Annotated in this window: 13 protein-coding genes and 2 tRNA genes; 4 read left to right on the forward strand and 11 right to left on the reverse strand. The window is 45.9% G+C overall.

Annotation, left to right across the window (positions count from 1 at the left end; genetic code table 11):
* The first annotated feature begins 196 nt into the window (after positions 1-196).
* Positions 197-970, forward strand: a complete 774-nt coding sequence (locus AYK67_RS04660; protein WP_082735634.1) for a formylglycine-generating enzyme family protein — start codon at positions 197-199, stop codon at positions 968-970.
* A gap of 33 nt (positions 971-1,003) precedes the next feature.
* Here the strand turns inward: AYK67_RS04660 and AYK67_RS04665 are convergent.
* Together AYK67_RS04665 and AYK67_RS04670 are read right to left on the reverse strand one after the other, a co-directional pair.
* Positions 1,004-1,079 (reverse strand) — tRNA-Lys (locus AYK67_RS04665).
* Positions 1,080-1,332: 253 nt separating this feature from the next.
* Positions 1,333-1,408: transfer RNA gene (locus AYK67_RS04670), tRNA-Lys, on the reverse strand.
* Positions 1,409-2,026: 618 nt separating this feature from the next.
* On the opposite strand from AYK67_RS04670, the gene AYK67_RS04675 reads away from it, so the two are divergent.
* The 3 genes from AYK67_RS04675 to AYK67_RS04685 all read left to right on the forward strand — a co-directional run bounded on the left by AYK67_RS04675 (position 2,027) and on the right by AYK67_RS04685 (position 6,494).
* Positions 2,027-2,986 (forward strand): TAXI family TRAP transporter solute-binding subunit, encoded by a 960-nt coding sequence (locus AYK67_RS04675; RefSeq protein WP_068082978.1) that lies wholly within the window; start codon positions 2,027-2,029, stop codon positions 2,984-2,986.
* A gap of 243 nt (positions 2,987-3,229) precedes the next feature.
* Complete coding sequence (locus tag AYK67_RS04680) at positions 3,230-5,842, forward strand: TRAP transporter permease (protein ID WP_068082981.1); 2,613 nt, start codon at positions 3,230-3,232, stop codon at positions 5,840-5,842.
* Between the two features lie 217 nt (positions 5,843-6,059).
* Entirely contained in the window at positions 6,060-6,494 is a 435-nt protein-coding gene (locus AYK67_RS04685) for a universal stress protein (RefSeq protein WP_068082984.1), read from the forward strand.
* 148 nt (positions 6,495-6,642) lie between these two features.
* On the opposite strand, the gene AYK67_RS04690 is transcribed toward AYK67_RS04685, so the two are convergent.
* From AYK67_RS04690 to lepB, 9 genes are all read right to left on the reverse strand, one after another.
* Entirely contained in the window at positions 6,643-8,046 is a 1,404-nt protein-coding gene (locus AYK67_RS04690) for an amidohydrolase (RefSeq protein ID WP_068082988.1), read from the reverse strand.
* Between the two features lie 150 nt (positions 8,047-8,196).
* Positions 8,197-9,072, reverse strand: a complete 876-nt coding sequence (locus AYK67_RS04695; RefSeq protein WP_068082991.1) for an ABC transporter permease — start codon at positions 9,070-9,072, stop codon at positions 8,197-8,199.
* Positions 9,073-9,079: 7 nt separating this feature from the next.
* Positions 9,080-9,952 (reverse strand): ABC transporter permease, encoded by an 873-nt coding sequence (locus AYK67_RS04700; protein WP_068082993.1) that lies wholly within the window; start codon positions 9,950-9,952, stop codon positions 9,080-9,082.
* A complete protein-coding gene (locus AYK67_RS04705) occupies positions 9,949-11,340 on the reverse strand; it encodes an ABC transporter substrate-binding protein (protein WP_068082996.1) in 1,392 nt (463 codons plus the stop codon). Before AYK67_RS04705 ends, AYK67_RS04700 begins: the two co-directional genes overlap by 4 nt.
* A gap of 44 nt (positions 11,341-11,384) precedes the next feature.
* A complete protein-coding gene (locus tag AYK67_RS04710; RefSeq protein WP_082735636.1) occupies positions 11,385-12,500 on the reverse strand; it encodes an ABC transporter ATP-binding protein in 1,116 nt (371 codons plus the stop codon).
* Positions 12,501-12,688: 188 nt separating this feature from the next.
* Positions 12,689-13,468 (reverse strand): DNA repair protein RecO, encoded by a 780-nt coding sequence (gene recO, locus AYK67_RS04715; protein WP_068083002.1) that lies wholly within the window; start codon positions 13,466-13,468, stop codon positions 12,689-12,691.
* A gap of 91 nt (positions 13,469-13,559) precedes the next feature.
* Positions 13,560-14,489 (reverse strand): GTPase Era, encoded by a 930-nt coding sequence (era, locus tag AYK67_RS04720; RefSeq protein WP_068083005.1) that lies wholly within the window; start codon positions 14,487-14,489, stop codon positions 13,560-13,562.
* Positions 14,490-14,584: 95 nt separating this feature from the next.
* Positions 14,585-15,301 carry a ribonuclease III gene (gene rnc / locus AYK67_RS04725; protein WP_068083009.1) on the reverse strand — a complete coding sequence of 239 codons (717 nt, stop codon included), beginning with the start codon at positions 15,299-15,301 and terminating at the stop codon, positions 14,585-14,587.
* A 74-nt stretch (positions 15,302-15,375) separates the two neighbouring features.
* Entirely contained in the window at positions 15,376-16,128 is a 753-nt protein-coding gene (gene lepB, locus AYK67_RS04730; RefSeq protein WP_068083012.1) for a signal peptidase I, read from the reverse strand.
* Between the last annotated feature and the right edge of the window lie 104 nt (positions 16,129-16,232).

Raw genomic sequence — 16,232 nt, forward strand, 5'->3', positions numbered from 1 at the left:
CGCAGGCACTGTCATTTACAAGCATGAGTTGGGGGCGTTACTCTTTGCTCATGCTTTATTGTTCCTTTGCTTGCTTCATTCGCCTTTGAAGTTAAGTAAAGCTGGTGCGGTCTGGCTGTTAATCCCATTATTCCCAGCATTTCATGCTGTTCTAGCCAGACTGCATAGGCACCTTTATTTTGTGGGGAGAGTTTTCATGGGGTTTCGCCGGGCAGTTGATCATCTGAAAACGTCTTTTCTATTAATCTTGGGCGGTGTTGTGGTTGGCGGGGTCGGTGGCGGCGCTGTGGTTGCCTACATGAACTGGAGTGCGCAAGGCGATCCGTCATTGATACCGCAAATGGCCGAGCATCCCGTTGTATTTCCGAATGGCCATCGGCTTTACGTGCAAAAATATGAGGTTTCGGTTGCGGAGTGGAATCGTTGCCATACGGCCGGTGCGTGTACACTTAAGCTGCGGGTATCGGGTAAAAAAGATAGTGCGCGTATTCCTGCCACCGGTTTGAATTTCGAGGATGTCTCGCAATATGTCGATTGGATGAATGCGCATTCCGGACATCAGTTTCGTTTGCCAACGCAAGATGAGTGGAATTTTATGGCCGCCAAGGTTTTACCCAAAAAACCCGAGCCGATTTTTAAAGATCCTTCGCTTACCTGGGCATCTGCTTATTTGACCGAGGGGTTGGCACCGCGGCGACTTAAGGCGCGGGGTAGCTTTTCAACAAGTGCCGAAGGGGTGGCTGACCTTGATGGCAGTGTTTGGGAGTGGACGGGGGATTGCTATAGCGAGAATGGAGAAAAAATAGAGGATGCATCCTGCCCCGCTTTTTATGTGAGCGGTGAACATATGGCAGTTATTCCCTATCCGGTACGGGATCCGGCACGCGGAGGCTGTGCTGTAGGTACGCCACCAGCACATTTGGGATTTCGATTGGTGAGTGATACGGCTGTTGATGTTGCGAATCTATAAATGATTCATTTTGCCCCCACTCCTTGGGGGGAGTGGTGAGCCCGCACGGGTTCGAACCGTGGACCTACTGATTAAAAGTCAGTTGCTCTACCAGCTGAGCTACGGGCTCTCAACGGTGCCTTGTTAGGGGCTAGCTTATTGAGATTTAATCTCTTTTCGCTTTGCGGCGTGGCCGCTCCGTTTCGGTGAGAAGGTACATACTGGCCTTGGATGAATAATGCAACCGGAAAAAATGAAAAAGTGAAAATAGTTTTTATTGTCTTTAGATAGTCCACAATCTTAAATTGATTTTGACTTGTTAATGTCAAAAAGCTGAACAATCGTATGTATTAGGAGATTTTTCTCTCACTCCTTGGGGGGAGTGGTGAGCCCGCACGGGTTCGAACCGTGGACCTACTGATTAAAAGTCAGTTGCTCTACCAGCTGAGCTACGGGCTCTCAACGGTGCCTTGTTAGGGGCTAGCTTATTGAGATTTAATCTCTTTTCGCTTTGCGGCGGGGCCGCTCCGTTTCGGTGAGAAGGTACATACTGGTCCAAGATGAATTGTGCAACCGGAAAATGAGATAAAAATGAATTTTGTGGTGTTTTCCTGTGTGTATTTATGGGGGGTGCTACATTGGCTCATGGTAACTACATGAAAAATAATAGGAAAATAACTCATTAACAATCTTGGGTGTTTTTTCGTGTTGGGTTTGTTGCTCTTTGTGCTTTTGTCTTTCTTTTAAGAAAGCAAGATATTTCAAATTAATGGAGCACGGTGTTTTGTTTTTTCCTCAGTGGGGAATGGGGAGAACATTTGTTATTTATTAGGTAATAATGCGCAAAAATTGTGTACAGTGGCCTACAACCCTTTTTCTGTCTTGCTCCCTGATATAAAAGGGGATGTGTGAAGAATTGCGTAGGGTACAGTGATTAATGCGGTCAATGCGTAATTGTCCGCTTTTGTATACAGGTGAATCATGTCACTTGATACCTAAGGGTTAAGACCAATAGGCCCGGCGTTAGAAAACGCATTGTTTGATTTGAAATCCAATAAGTCGTTCGTGGAGGAGCACATGAAATTAGGAAGCATTGCTGCCGGTGTTGCGCTTGTATTTGCTGGCATGACACAGGTTTCGGCTGCTGAGCAGCAGTTCATTTCCATTGGTACCGGTGGCGTAACCGGTGTTTACTACCCAACCGGTGGCGCGATTTGCCGTCTTGTTAACAAGACACGCAAGGAACACGGCATTCGCTGTTCTGCAGAGTCTACTGGTGGTTCTGTTTACAACATTAACACCATTCAAGCCGGCGAGCTGGAATTCGGTGTTGCCCAATCCGACGTTCAGGCGAATGCTTATGAAGGTCGTTCCCAGTGGGAGGGCAAGCCCTTTAAAGACGAGCGCTCTGTATTTTCGGTGCATCCAGAGCCCGTTACCATGTTGGCAGGTAAAGATACCGGCATTAAAAACTACACAGATTTGAAGGGCAAGAAGGTTAACATTGGTAACCCTGGTTCTGGCCAGTACGCCACTTGGAAGCTTTTGGAAAAAGAAGGTATTATTAAAACTTCTGATCTTGCTTTGGCAACCGAGCTGAAGTCTTCTGAAGCTGGTGCTGCACTTTGTGATGGCAAGATTGATGCCTATTACTGGCTGGTTGGTCACCCATCTGCGGCAACTCAGGAAACAGTTTCCACCTGTGATGCTCAGCTGGTGAACGTTGAAGGCCCGGCCATTGATGCGTTGCTTGATAAATACTCTTATTATCGTAAAGCAACTATTCCTGCCGGCATGTACAACAACGACAAAGACATCCACACCTTTGGTGTTGGTGCAACCATTGTAACATCTGCAAAGGTTCCTGATGAAGTTGTTTACACACTGGTTAAGGCTGTGTTTGAAAACTTTGACGATTTCAAAAAGCTGCATCCTGCCTTTGCAAATTTGAAGCCGGAAGAAATGATCAAGGATTCCTTGACAGCTCCACTGCACCCTGGTGCTGTGAAGTACTATAAAGAAAAGGGTTGGATGTAATTCTGACCAGGGCGTTTGCGCGGATGCGTGCGAACGCCCTTTTTCATCCCCTGAAATGACACATATCTAGCAAGAGAAAACTATTTTAATTCTCGGTTTTCAGGGGAGTTACAGTGTCCGATTGCTCGGGCATACTTTTGGTTGCATGCAATTCTCGTTTCAATGATCGGCCTTTGTTTTAGGTCAGGCAACCAACAATAATAATAGAATAGCTGGCATTTTTGCCAATAGTGGGGATGGGTGATGAGTGCACAACAGCACAAAGCACAGGTAGAAGCCCAAGAGCTCGTTGCGCAAAGCGATACCGGTGCGCGCAACCTAAGCGGCTCTTTGGGGTATATGGTTGCTTTTATCGCGTTTTTTTGGTCTGCATTTCAATTGTTCGTGGCTTCCAATGTGCCGTACTGGCTGGAAGGTGCCACGGGCATAAATCTGATTTTCAATAATTCGGAGATCAGATTTATCCACGTGGCTTTTGGTATGGTTTTGGCTGCCTTCGCGTATCCGCTGTTCGCTAACAGCAAGCGGGATGGTATTCCCTGGTACGACTGGGTTTTGGCGGCTTTGGCAGTTTTTGCCTGCTTATATTTGGTCGTTATGCGCAACCAAATCGCCGATCGCGCCGGTTTGCCAACCCAGATGGACCTTATTGTTTCCACTATTGGGCTTTGTGTGCTTGCTATTTGCGTTTATCGCACGCTAGGGCTTCCGCTCGTGGTGGTTGCGGGCGTTTTCTTACTCTATGCCTTTTTTGGCAACCAGTCTTTCTTACCCGATGCGGTGCAATGGCGCGGAGCTTCCTATAATAAAGCCATGTGGCACTACTGGATGCAGCTTGAAGGTGTGTTCGGTGTTGCCGTTGGGGTTTCGGCCTCGATGATTTTCCTGTTCGTGCTGTTTGGTGCGCTGTTGGAAAAAGCGGGCGCGGGGAACTACTTTATTAAATCAGCCTTTGCTCTGCTCGGGCATTTGCGCGGTGGACCGGCCAAAGCGGCGGTTGTGGCCTCTGCCATGAGCGGTCTTTACTCTGGCTCTTCGATTGCCAATGTGGTGACCACAGGTACCTTTACCATTCCTTTGATGAAGCGCACCGGATTCCCTGCGGAAAAAGCAGGCGCGGTTGAAGTTGCTTCTTCGGTAAACGGCCAGTTGATGCCACCTGTTATGGGGGCGGCGGCCTTTTTGATCGCCGAATTTACCGGTGTTGGTTACCACGAAGTGGTCATTCATGCGTTTATTCCTGCGGTTATCTCCTACATTGCCTTGGTGTACATTGTGCATCTGGAAGCATTGAAGATGAACCTGAAAGGTTTGCCAAAGCCACCAGCGCTTTTAACAGCAATGCAACGTTTGATCGGTGTTTTGACCGGTTTTATCGGTATTTCGCTGCTTGGGCTGGCTGTCTACTATATCCTCGGCTTCTTTAAGGCGAATATTCCCGGCTTAACATTCCCGGTTGTTTTGGTTCTATTTGCTGCTTTCTATGTGTATTTGGTGTATGTGGCTTCCAAATCACCTGATTTGGTGGTGGATGACCCGAATGCGCCCATCTCCGAGCTGCCACGTGCGGGGGATGTTGGCAAAACCGGTTACTACTTCATTCTGCCAATTGTGGTGTTGATCTGGTGTATTTTGCTTGAGCGCTTCTCGCCCTCCTTATCTGCATTCTACGCTACCATGGCGATGATTGTGATTGTGCTGACGCAGCACCCGTTGAAAGCGATGTTCCGTGGTGAGAGCTTGGCGGGCACCTATTGGCGTGGTCTGGTTGATTTTATCGAGGGTATGATTGGTGGTGCGCGCAATATGATTGGTATTGCGGTGGCCACTGCGGCGGCTGGCGTTATTGTGGGTACTGTTTCGCTGACTGGTGCGCATCAGATGATTGGCGAGTTGGTGGAATATCTTTCCGGCGGTAACTTGTTGTTGATGCTGATGCTTGTAGCGATGATGAGCCTTATTCTCGGAATGGGGCTGCCGACAACTGCCAACTATCTGGTTGTTTCTTCCCTCATGGCGCATGTTATCGTCGAGCTGGGTGCGCAAACGGGCTTTATTGTGCCGTTGATAGCTGTTCACTTCTTCGTGTTCTACTTTGGTATTCTGGCCGATGTAACACCGCCTGTGGGGCTTGCAGCCTTTGCGGCGGCGGCAATTAGCCGAGGTGACCCCATTAAGACTGGTGTGCAGGGCTTTATCTACTCCATCCGTACCGCATTGTTGCCGTTCCTGTTTATCTTCAACACCGATCTGTTGTTGATCAACGTCACATATGATCATGCGATTGTGGTGTTTGTTGTGGCCGTTGTGGCGATGATGCTGTTTGCTGCGGCAACGCAGGGGTACTTCTTTGCCCGCTCAAAACTATGGGAATCTGCGGCATTGTTGCTGGTAGCGTTTACACTTTTCCGCCCCGGCTTCTGGCTGGATATGGTCGAGCCGCCCTATGAGCGGTCAACCGGAACGGCAGTTATGCAGATGATTGGTGATGCGCCGCTGAATACGGAGGTTCGCCTAAATCTGGTGGGGAGTGACTTTGACGATCCCGACAAGGTGACCAAGCGCACGATTACTTTGGATGTCGGTGTTGGTAGCGGCGAGCAGCGTTTGCAGGCCGAAGGGCTGAGTGCCATGGAAGATGGCGATAAAGTAGTGCTTGATGAGCCTTTCCCCGGTACTAAGTTCTCCAAGGAACTCCAGGTCTTTGACTTTTATGGGGATGTACCTGTGACAATTGCGAGCACCGAGGTTCAGGCCGAGCGTATGGCTAAAGAGTGGTTCTACTTACCTGCACTGCTGTTGTTGGCGCTTGTTATTGGTTTGCAGCGGCGGCGGCAAACGCAGCCAGCCTTTTAAAACCACAGAATACCCGCAGTTTCTTAAGAGCTGCGGGTATTGCACTGTTAGCTTTACAAGATGCAAGCGGAAGTTTTATGGATGCGGTCTTTTAGGCCTATGAAAAATGGCTGCGGCTTCTAAGAATATGCAGAGCAAATAAAACCGTTTAGTATCATCTGGATGAATCACTGGTCGTGGCAATGCAAGTTGACCAAATTAGAGACGGATTAAACGCATGTATTCCAATATCCTGCTACCTCTAGATATTAACGAAGAAAGTTCTTGGAAGCGGGTTCTTCCTGTCGCGCTCGACTTGGCGCAGCACTACAAGGCAAATTTGCATGTGGTTACAGTGCTGCCAGATTACGGGAAGGCCTTTGTGGGTGGCTTTTTTGCTAAGGAATATGAAACCAAGGCACTTGAAAAAACCCGTGAAGCGCTTGAAGAGCTGCTGGACCGTGAGTTGCCCGAGGGATCACAAAATGTGCAGGGGCATATTGCACACGGGACGATTTATGAGGAAATCAATAAGGCGGCTGATAAGCTGGACTGTGATTTGATTGTACTATCTTCGCACCGGCCTGAGTTGAAAGATTACTTGCTTGGCCCGAATGCCGCGCGTGTTGTGCGCCATGCTCACCAATCTGTTTTTGTGGTGCGTGAAGATTAAGTATTTTTTTGCGCGGAGAGTATCCTAAATTCATATAGTGTTTGTATGAAATGAATATTCTCTAACAAAATTCAGCAATACAGTTTTTAACGGCCCCGCTCTTACCAGCGGGGCCTTTTTGTATGCCTATGAAATTGCTAGGGAACACTTATTGTAGCTTTTCGCCACTTTCTTCGACCGTTTTTCGTACGATTTTCGCATAGTCTTGAGCTTCTTGTACGATTTTGGCTTCATCAACGGTTAAGATCTTGCGATCACGCATTAAAATCTTACCTGCCACAATACTGGTACGAACATTGCTCGCATTGGCTGAATAGACGAGTGCAGAATAAGGGTTGTAAATTGGCACCATATTCGGTGCCTTGGTGTCAATAATGATGATATCGGCTTGTTTTCCTGCTTCCAATGAGCCGATTTTATCTTCCATGTGCAGTGCACGTGCTGCACCAATGGTGGCCATTTCGATAACTTTTATTGGCGGCATGGCGGCGCGATCGTTGTTGGCCAGTTTATGTACTTTGGCGACCTGATTGAATTCATCTATTGTGCTCAATGTGTTACCTGACATTGGGCCATCAGTTCCGAGGCCAATACGTAGCCCTTTGTCGAACATTTCGAGAGCCGGGGATACCCCTTTTGCTGATTTAATGTTGGCACTCATGTTATGTGCAATGCCCACATCATTTGCCTTGAGCAGGGCTATATCTGCAGCGTCAGCGTGAATTACGTGGGCAGCAACCAGGTGTCTGTTTAATGCGCCGATGTCATTCATATAGGAAATGGGGGACAAGCCGTTGGAGCGCTCAGCGATTATTTCGTTTTCCCGTTGAGATTCAGCTAGATGGATCAAAACCGGCACATCCAGCTCTTGGGATAGTTTGCTGATTTGTTGCAGGACTAGCGTGGTATTTGTGTAGGGGGCATGCGGGGCAAACGCAGGGGTAATACGTGGATGATTTTTGTATTCTTCAATAAATTTTAGAGCGTAATCAATGCCTTCTTGAGCATTCTGTGCATCAGCCACCGGGAATTTAATAATAGTCTCACCCAGAACGGCGCGCATGCCAATTTTATCTACTGTTTTGGCGACTTCATCTTCAAAGTAATACATGTCGGCGTAAGTGGTTACACCGCCCTTTAGCATTTCAATATTGCCAAGATTTGCGCCAATGCGAACCATATCACGGGAGACAAGTTTGCTCTCTAGGGGGAATATGTAGCGATGTAAACGGTCGGGGACATCATCGGCCAGAGAACGGAAAACACTCATAGATACATGGGTGTGAGTGTTGATGAGCCCGGGCATAACTATATCGCCCTTGGCGTCAATAATTTCTTTCGCGTCATAAGCTTCAAAATCAGAACCGTTACTAACGGATACAATAACGTCCTCGCTAACTACCACCATACCATTTTCAAGTATGGTTTTTTGCCCATCCATCGTGAGGATAAGTGCATTCTTAATGATCAGATCAACAGGAGTTTGAGCACTAGCTTGGGCGACCAGCGTGAGAAAGAAACCTATAGAAAAGAGAGACTTTATTGACTTCATTTTTACTTGCCTGATCTTGATTTTCACGCTGACTAGTAAATGCTTTTATCAAAATATTCTAGTATATTTTTGAGATTTCAAGAATTTTCACCTTTCAATATTTATAGTTTTATCAATTGTAAATTTACGGATTTTTGTTCTCTATTACTGTTAAAAATTGGTTCGAGTTTTTTGTCTTGTTAAGGTTCTGTAATTATTGTTAAATTTTGCTCCTGCTGTAATTATGAAAAGAGTAAGCAGGCCTGGTAATATAGAAATAATAGCTATCCCCGAGGCTACAGGTGTTAATGCCCCACCGCTGATGTGGGAAAACAGTAATGTTGTTAATGTAGTTATTTTCCCCTGTCCAAGTAAGAAGGTAATCAAAAATAGATTTGTCGATACTAAAAAAGCCATTAAAAAAGAGATCGTAAATATTGGTGTTAGTATAGGTAATGTTACATGACGCAAGGTTTGTGCTTTGCTGGCACCTAGCATGCTCGCATGGTCTTCCAGCTCGTTACCGTGAGAATTTAGGGCGGGGATAAGCAAACGAAAAACGTAGGGGCTAGCGGGAATGCAATGTGCTAGCACTATGACTATGTAAGACCCCTGTAGGTTTGTATGAATTGCTAATATAACCAGAGGTATCCCCAGCGATATTTCAGGGAGAAAGAGCGGTAAGTTGCTGAAACTATGTGAAAATGCATGCCAGAACTTGCTTGTGCTCTCTCTCTTGGCTGCTATTAAAGCGGCAGGAAAACAAATGGCTAGTGTTAGTGCTGATGCAGATAAACCAATCAGCATCGTATTTGCGATGGCCTCGCCTAATTGCGAACTTGGCGATATTAAATAATCCCAGGAAAGTGGGATTGGAGAAATTTCTCTTTGTTGCCACCACCATTTAGCGGGTAATAAATCTGGCCATTGCCAACGAAAGGCCAGTGAACTGATGATCAATGGAATAAACGGCATCAGTATGATGATAGTTATGAACAGTGTCCCAAGTGATGCGAGCCGCTGTGCCGTATTTTTGCTTTGGTACATGTTCCCTCTAGTTGCCTACTTTTAAAAAGCGCCCGAGGTAAAGGTAGGTATAGGAAAATAGTGCGCTAATTATTGCCATATGAACAATAAGAACCATCGCTTGTATCTGGTAGCTGTAATCGGGATTTATATAATAATTATAGGCGATTACAGGTAGGGTATAGGGGTATCCTCCCCCTAGTATTAATGGAACCTCGAAGGAAGATATGTTGTAGGCCATACATAAAACAAGTGCGGATGCTGTGTGTGGCATTACTTGAGGCAGTATAATGCGGTAAAGAATTTGCCATTTATTGGCACCTAAGATCATTGCCATTTCTTTTTGGTTTGCTGGTATGGCGTTTAGCGCTGCACTGATGACGAGAGTTAAGAAGGGCAGTTGTTTCCAAACGAAAACAAAGATTATGCCCCAGCCGTAATGGGTATTCAATATTGCTGGGAATTGAGCGGGGTCGTCTATGATGCCAAAGGCAGCGCATAGTCGGGAAAAGATACCCCCTTTGCCGAGCATTATAATTGCTAGTGCTATGCCTAAAATATACGGAAGAAATAGCGGCAGACCATTGATTTTGCTAAGTTTGTTTATGAATGGTATGTTTTTGTTGATCGCAATTGCAAGTAGTATTGCAAATGCTGTTGCCAATAGGGATGAGATTACGGCGTAATAAAGTGTATAAGCCAGTGCCAGCCAAAATGCTGATGAAGCCCAAGTTTGCCAATATGTTGTAAAATTTGGAAAATTATTGACACCAAACCAGGGAGCATAACCTAAAGATGTTGCCAGAGAGAAGCCTAGCGATAATGTTATGGATCCGCCAATTAGTAAAGTAAAAGGTAATAAATAGACTAGTTCATTAATTTTGATGCGATTTATTATCATTTATTTGTAATTGTATTGATATTATTAGACTTGTAGTATTTCTCGACTACACTCTCAATAGTTTCGGAGGACTTTTTTTCTATTTTTTCTAACCAAACAGTTTTTATAATATTTACAAGAGAGGCATTCATATCCGGAGCTGCATTTTCGCTTAATTGCTCGTGAGTTAACCCGTGTAGGGGAGGGGCTGCTTGTTGCAGTATTTCGCGCTCGTTTGTATTCAACATTGCTAAGTCAATGCCATTGGGCATAGCTGCTTTTGCAACCATTTTGCTTTGTGCAGCAATCGATGCAAAGTAATTTGCCGCAACTAACGCACTTGCTGGATGTGGGGCGGTTTTAGGGATGACAAGATAGCTTTTATTTTTAATCATTAACCCTTTGGGGAAAACAAAAATACGTGCTTTTTCAGGATATTGTCCCGTTATAAAGCCATTGTGCACTGCATAGATGCCAAACTTACAGTTTATATGCACCTCACCGTTTTGGAATAATTGATCCAGTGCAGCTTCGGTTCCCGGGTAGTGAGGGTTACCCTTTGAGGCTTGTAGAAGAAATGGTTCAATTTCTTGAAGATACGTGAAGGCGGGCTTAATTAAGTCGGCAAACTGCTTGGGCGTATAACTGGTTATAGGTTTTTGAAAAGGAATTGCGCCTGTGCCTGTGGGATTTTTTGCATAGATAACGGATTGTACAAAAGTATTTCCCAAGTAATGCGGTGGCTTTACGTATGTAAATTTTCCGGGGCTGTTTATTAAATACTCTTTTAGCTCAGCAAATGTGTGCGGTGTTTTGCTTTCTGGTAAATATTGTCTGTCGGCCGCACATATAAACTGCTCACCTGACCAAGGGAGTTCTTGCATATTTGTTGCGGTTCCAAAGTCGTAGAGATTTAAATGGGCCGTGATAGAATCTGACAGCCAATCGTAGTTTTTGGAGTTGGGTAATTTATCTGCAAATGGGCCCCAAAGAGCATTTTGCTTTTTGAGGGTGTAAAAGTTTTCGCCATTTACCCATAGCAAATCAATAGAGCCTTGGCCGTAGCTGCGGCCTGCTGCCATTTCTGCCACGATTAAATCAATAGCTTCTTTGGTTGTGCTTAGTCTCCTAGCATTCAGTTTTATGCCTAAAGCCTTAAGATCATTCGTTACATTTTGATCAATCCATAGGTTGATGGGTATGCTCCCACCCCAATAATAGAAATTAACCTGTTGTTCCTTTTGGGCACTTTCTAGCAGTTGCTGCCAAGGCAAATTGTGATGCAGAAAATCTTCACGTAGATTTTCGGCGTGGGACCCGCTTTCTTGAGCCTTGCTCTGGCTGGAGATGAAAACAATAACTAGCATCAATAGTGCGGATAGATAATAACCTTTGCTATTTGTCGGCATCACAGGTCTTAATCCTAACATTCGTGTGGCTTGGCAAGGAGCATCTATTTCCCAATTATATGCCAAAGGCTGTGGGGTGGTATTGTCAATTCAACCATATCACCTGGCTGCAAATGAGGCGTTGAAAGCGTATCGGCAAATAGTTGCTCTTCCCCTACTATCATTTGATATCTTGTCAGATTCCCTAGGAACTCCCTAGAGGTAATTTGGGCAATAAAGGTATTACTTGGACTATCATAGTTTGCAGTTTGAGATTGTCTGGCTTTATCCAAGGGAGCGAGTTTCAGCGCCTCGTACCTAATCATGGCATAATGATTAGGTCGTAAATTTTCGTTTTCTGTGCGTGCTATAACGAAGTTTTGTTCTTGCTGGATTGAAGTATTGGTCTGTAGCAGGCCGATTGGTGTTTTCAATATGTTGGCAGATATGCGCGTGCATTCTAAGAAGTTTGCATTACCCATGAACTTGGCGGCTTGCATCGTTTCTGGGTGATGATAAAGCTGTTGCGGCGTGCTGAATTGAGTCAATTCCCCATTGAATAAAAGAGCAATTCTATCAGATAGTTCAATGGCTTCCTGTTGGTCGTGGGTAACTAATACAACAGTTAATTGGTATCTATTGTGCAAATTAGCTATTAAGTTACGAAGCTCTTGAGAAAGCTGGGCATCTAAAGAAGAAAACGGTTCGTCAAGTAATAGAACTTTCGGTTTGCCTGCAAGCGCTTGTGCAATAGCGACGCGTTGTCTTTGCCCCCCCGACAATTCATTGGGATACGCTTTCTCAAGGCCGTGTAAATGCAAATCCTCTATGAGGGTGGCTAATAGCTTTTCTTGATACTCTTTTGTTTTATGCGCCATTTTGGGGGCAAAACAAATATTCTGCATTACGTTCATATGCGGAAATAAGGTGTAGGATTGGGTTACATAGCCAATCCCCCGATTGCTTGAGCTAAGGTATTTGCCGGAAACACCGTTAAATAAGATTTCGCCAAAGTCCGGAGTTTCTAAGCCGGCTATCAAGCGAAGAGTTGTCGTTTTTCCGCAACCTGATGGTCCGAGTAACGTTACAAATTCACCACTTTCTATGGTTAGTGACAGTCTATTAACAGCGGTCGTTTTTTTAAATGCTCTCGTGGTGTCAAGTAGGCTAATCTGGGTCAAGTAATTGCACTATTTAGCTATTTTAAAGATGCTATTTGTTTAATGTAGGAACACTGGCAGAACTGTGTCGCTCATAACATGTATATTCCTATTATATATCATAGGATAAGAATGCGAGTTCGTCTAAATAATAAATGGCATTTTAAATGATTATTATGAGACGATTGTATTTAAATATAAACAATTTTTTAAATAGTGCTAAGTAATGCCTTGATATAGCTATCACGGGCTTGTGGCCAAGTAATTTGTCGGGGCTCAAATATGTATTTGTGAAGAAAATATCCCGTCAGTTTAAAGCCATTTTGTATATCAGAACTTGTTATCGTTGCTGAATTTTCATTCTTATTATGTGTCGACAGCTCATGCCCTTGTCCATTCCCTTGCCCTTTTGCGGGTACTAAATGAGGGGGAAGGTGCAGAAGTAAGTGTTCGTAGGGAATTCCGGCTTCCTGGCATACCGCGCGGCCTGATCTGGGTGAGACCCATATGAGGTTTTCTGTGGTACCGGTCGCCGCGCATAGGGACAGGTCGAGCCCGAAACCCAGTTCCCTCAGGAGTTCCAATTCAAACCGTTGCAAAAGCACTGCGCCAATTTGGGGCTCTTCCAAATGATCCAAAATAATGTCTACGGCATGATATAGCTGAGGATGTGGGTCTCGCTCGGGTAACAAGCGCAGTAATGCGGTTAGGGTTTGCAACCCATGTAATGTGAGAGCGAATTGCATTAGGTTTGCTGCGCGTAGCTGGAGGGGCTCAAATGTGAATGAGCCCAGATGTTCTTCCAGTCTGCCGCGCCATGTGAGTGTCAGGTGATTGCCAGCTTGAAGGGAAGGGTGCTGTTTACGAGAGCGGCCACCACGAACGAGGCCAAGGCAGCGGCCGCGTTCTAGTGTCATTACCTCTAGTATGAGGTTATTTTCGCCCTGTTTACGCGTTCCAAGAACAATACCTTGCGCATTCCACTGCATCGTGTTGTTTGCTCCTGAGCGTGGGACGCATTCAAGGCAGGGTGCAACGCGTTACTGTTGACGCACACCCTAGCCTTGAGTTGTTTTTGAATTAGAGCGGGAAGTCCAGCCCCATCTGGCGGTATCGCTCTGGGTCATCGGACCAATTCTCGCGCACTTTAACAAAAACGAAAAGATGAATGGTTTGCTCAAAAGCCTCCATCATTTCTTCCCTTGCCGCCTTGGATATGGCTTTGATGGTTTGGCCGTTCTTACCTAGAACAATGCTTTTTTGGCTGTCACGCTCTACAAAAATGGTTTGTTCAATGCGTACCGAGCCATCGTCCTTTTCCTGCCATTGGTCAGTCTCAACGGTGGATATATAGGGTAGCTCTTCATGTAGTCGTAGATAAAGTTTTTCACGGGTGATTTCTGCTGCCAGCATACGTAGCGGGACATCGGAGGCTTGATCTTCCGGATACAGCCATGGTCCCTCCGGCATTTTACCTGCAAAGTAGTTCAGGATGTCTTTTGTGCCACTGCCATTGAGGGCCGAAATCATAAAGGTTTTCTCAAACCTAGTATACTCGTTGGCCTTTTGGGCCAGTTCAAGCAGTTTTTCGCGCTTGGTGATGTCAACCTTGTTGAGCAACAGCACCTTTGGCAGTTTGATGTTTTGCAGCTCGGTGAGAATGCGCTCTACTGCTTCGGTGATGCCACGGGTTGAGTCAATAAGTACCGCGATTACATCAGCATCTTTCGCACCGCCCCAAGCACTGTCGACCATGGCGCGGTCCAAGCGGCGGCGCGGCTTAAAGATACCTGGAGTGTCTACAAAAACGATCTGGCTTTGTTCTTCAATCGCAACGCCGCGAATGATGTTGCGGGTCGTTTGTACTTTGTGAGTGACGATTGAAACCTTTAAGCCAACCAATTTGTTAAGAAGTGTTGACTTGCCAGCATTGGGCGCGCCGATGAGGGCAACAAAGCCGGCTTTGGTTGGCAGTTGCGCTGTATAGCTCGCCAATGGGTTCTCTGTCATTTTATAACTCTTTATTGATCGGCTTGTTTTTGCTGGTGTAAGCCTAATGATAGTTTGTTAATTGTTTTGTCGAGTGTCAAGGAAAGATGCTGAAACTACTCTTTCCACACTCCTTCGCGCTTTAGAATGGCAGTGGCAGCTGCTTGCTCGGCAGCGCGGCGCGACGTGCCCGAGGCTTCTTCCGGTTCAACAGCTTCCACGCATGCTTTTATCACAAATACAGGAGCGTGATCCGGGCCTGTGCGATTGACTATTTCATAACTTGGTGTGGGTTTGCCCTTGGCCTGAGCCCATTCTTGCAATGTGGTTTTGGCATCGCGTAGGGGGCCTTTGTAGCTTTTCATCATTGCGCTGAAATTGCGATGTATGAAGGCATCTGCTTCAATAAAGCCACTGTCCAAGTAGATGGCTGCGATTATGCTTTCACACATATCGGCCAGCAAGGCTTCTTTTTTTCTGCCACCGCTGCTGATTTCTGAATCGCCCAAGCGCATATGTGGGCCTATGGCCAGTGCACGGCTTACCTGTGCGCAGGTCTCGCGTTTAACAAGCTGGTTCAAGCGGCGGGCCAGTTCGCCTTCATCGGCCTTGGGAAACTCACGCTCCAGCATGGCGGCAATGGAAAGACCGAGAACGCGATCTCCTAAAAATTCCAAGCGCTGATAGCTGCCGGTATTTGCCTGTGATGGGGTTAGCGCACTGGCGTGGGTCAAGGCTTTGGCTAACAGTGTTCTGTCCTTGAATTTATACTCAAGGCGTTCTTCGAGTGCATTATCCGATGCCGGCTTTAAAATTTTTCTTTTTCTGCTCATACTTGTTCTATCGCAAGGCTGGTTATAGGTAAAAGTTTACGAACAATGCCTACAACCAGCTTGTCTTATGTTTGTTAAAGGCTGTCGCCAAAACGTTGCCAGCGTAAACTCCAAGGCCATTTCCAAAACTGCCACGGGGCGCTGCCTTCTTGTACTGAGAAGAAGATAATTTCTGCGCGACCGACAAAGTTTTTAAGCGGTACAAAGCCGACTTGCTCCATTACGCGGCTGTCCTGCGAGTTATCACGGTTATCACCCATCATAAAGTAGTGACCTTCAGGGACATGATAAACGCCTGTGTTATCCAGGGCACCATTCGGGGTGGCATCTAAGGTTTCGTAGCTCACACCATTGGGTAGTGTTTCGACATAGCGCGGGATGCTAATTTTCGTGCCTCGTGGCGTTGTTTCTACAAAATCGTCAATGCGTTTACGCTCAACCAGCTTGCCATTGATGTAGAGCCGACTGTTTTTTACCTGAATTTCATCACCAGGCAGACCGATAACACGCTTGATATAGTCTGTTGAATTATCCGTTGGCAGTTTGAAAACCGCTATGTCACCACGCTTAGGGTTTGAAGACCAAATGCGCCCTGAGATAGGGGCCAAGCCATAGGGGAAAGAGTACTGCGAATAACCATAGCTATATTTGGAAACAAACAGATAGTCACCAATCAGCAAGGTATCCTTCATGGAGCCACTAGGTATATTGAAGGGCTGAAACAAAAAAGTACGCACGACAAGGGCTAGCAACAAGGCCTGTGCTATTACCTTTATGGTTTCATAAAGACCGCCCTCTTGCTCTTTGCTTTCGTTGGTCACGCTCATATTGTTCCCTTAATAAAAATAGGTTGGCCGGAAACTGTGGGTTTGGGCCGCGCTGTAATATGGCACTTTGCTTCATTTGTCATCGTTAATGAAGTCAATCAGGT

The sequence above is a fragment of the Polycladidibacter stylochi genome, from assembly GCF_001562055.1.
GTDB lineage: Bacteria > Pseudomonadota > Alphaproteobacteria > Rhizobiales > Stappiaceae > Pseudovibrio > Pseudovibrio stylochi.

What these genes read in the sequence shown, in the direction of transcription:
- AYK67_RS04660 (WP_082735634.1), top strand. Translation starts at nt 197, where the DNA reads ATGGGGTTTCGCCGGGCAGTTGATCATCTGAAAACGTCTTTTCTATTA.
- AYK67_RS04675 (WP_068082978.1), top strand. Translation starts at nt 2,027, where the DNA reads ATGAAATTAGGAAGCATTGCTGCCGGTGTTGCGCTTGTATTTGCTGGC.
- AYK67_RS04680 (WP_068082981.1), top strand. Translation starts at nt 3,230, where the DNA reads ATGAGTGCACAACAGCACAAAGCACAGGTAGAAGCCCAAGAGCTCGTT.
- AYK67_RS04685 (WP_068082984.1), top strand. Translation starts at nt 6,060, where the DNA reads ATGTATTCCAATATCCTGCTACCTCTAGATATTAACGAAGAAAGTTCT.
- AYK67_RS04690 (WP_068082988.1), bottom strand. Translation starts at nt 8,046, where the DNA reads ATGAAGTCAATAAAGTCTCTCTTTTCTATAGGTTTCTTTCTCACGCTG.
- AYK67_RS04695 (WP_068082991.1), bottom strand. Translation starts at nt 9,072, where the DNA reads ATGTACCAAAGCAAAAATACGGCACAGCGGCTCGCATCACTTGGGACA.
- AYK67_RS04700 (WP_068082993.1), bottom strand. Translation starts at nt 9,952, where the DNA reads ATGATAATAAATCGCATCAAAATTAATGAACTAGTCTATTTATTACCT.
- AYK67_RS04705 (WP_068082996.1), bottom strand. Translation starts at nt 11,340, where the DNA reads ATGCCGACAAATAGCAAAGGTTATTATCTATCCGCACTATTGATGCTA.
- recO (WP_068083002.1), bottom strand. Translation starts at nt 13,468, where the DNA reads ATGCAGTGGAATGCGCAAGGTATTGTTCTTGGAACGCGTAAACAGGGC.
- era (WP_068083005.1), bottom strand. Translation starts at nt 14,489, where the DNA reads ATGACAGAGAACCCATTGGCGAGCTATACAGCGCAACTGCCAACCAAA.
- rnc (WP_068083009.1), bottom strand. Translation starts at nt 15,301, where the DNA reads ATGAGCAGAAAAAGAAAAATTTTAAAGCCGGCATCGGATAATGCACTC.
- lepB (WP_068083012.1), bottom strand. Translation starts at nt 16,128, where the DNA reads ATGAGCGTGACCAACGAAAGCAAAGAGCAAGAGGGCGGTCTTTATGAA.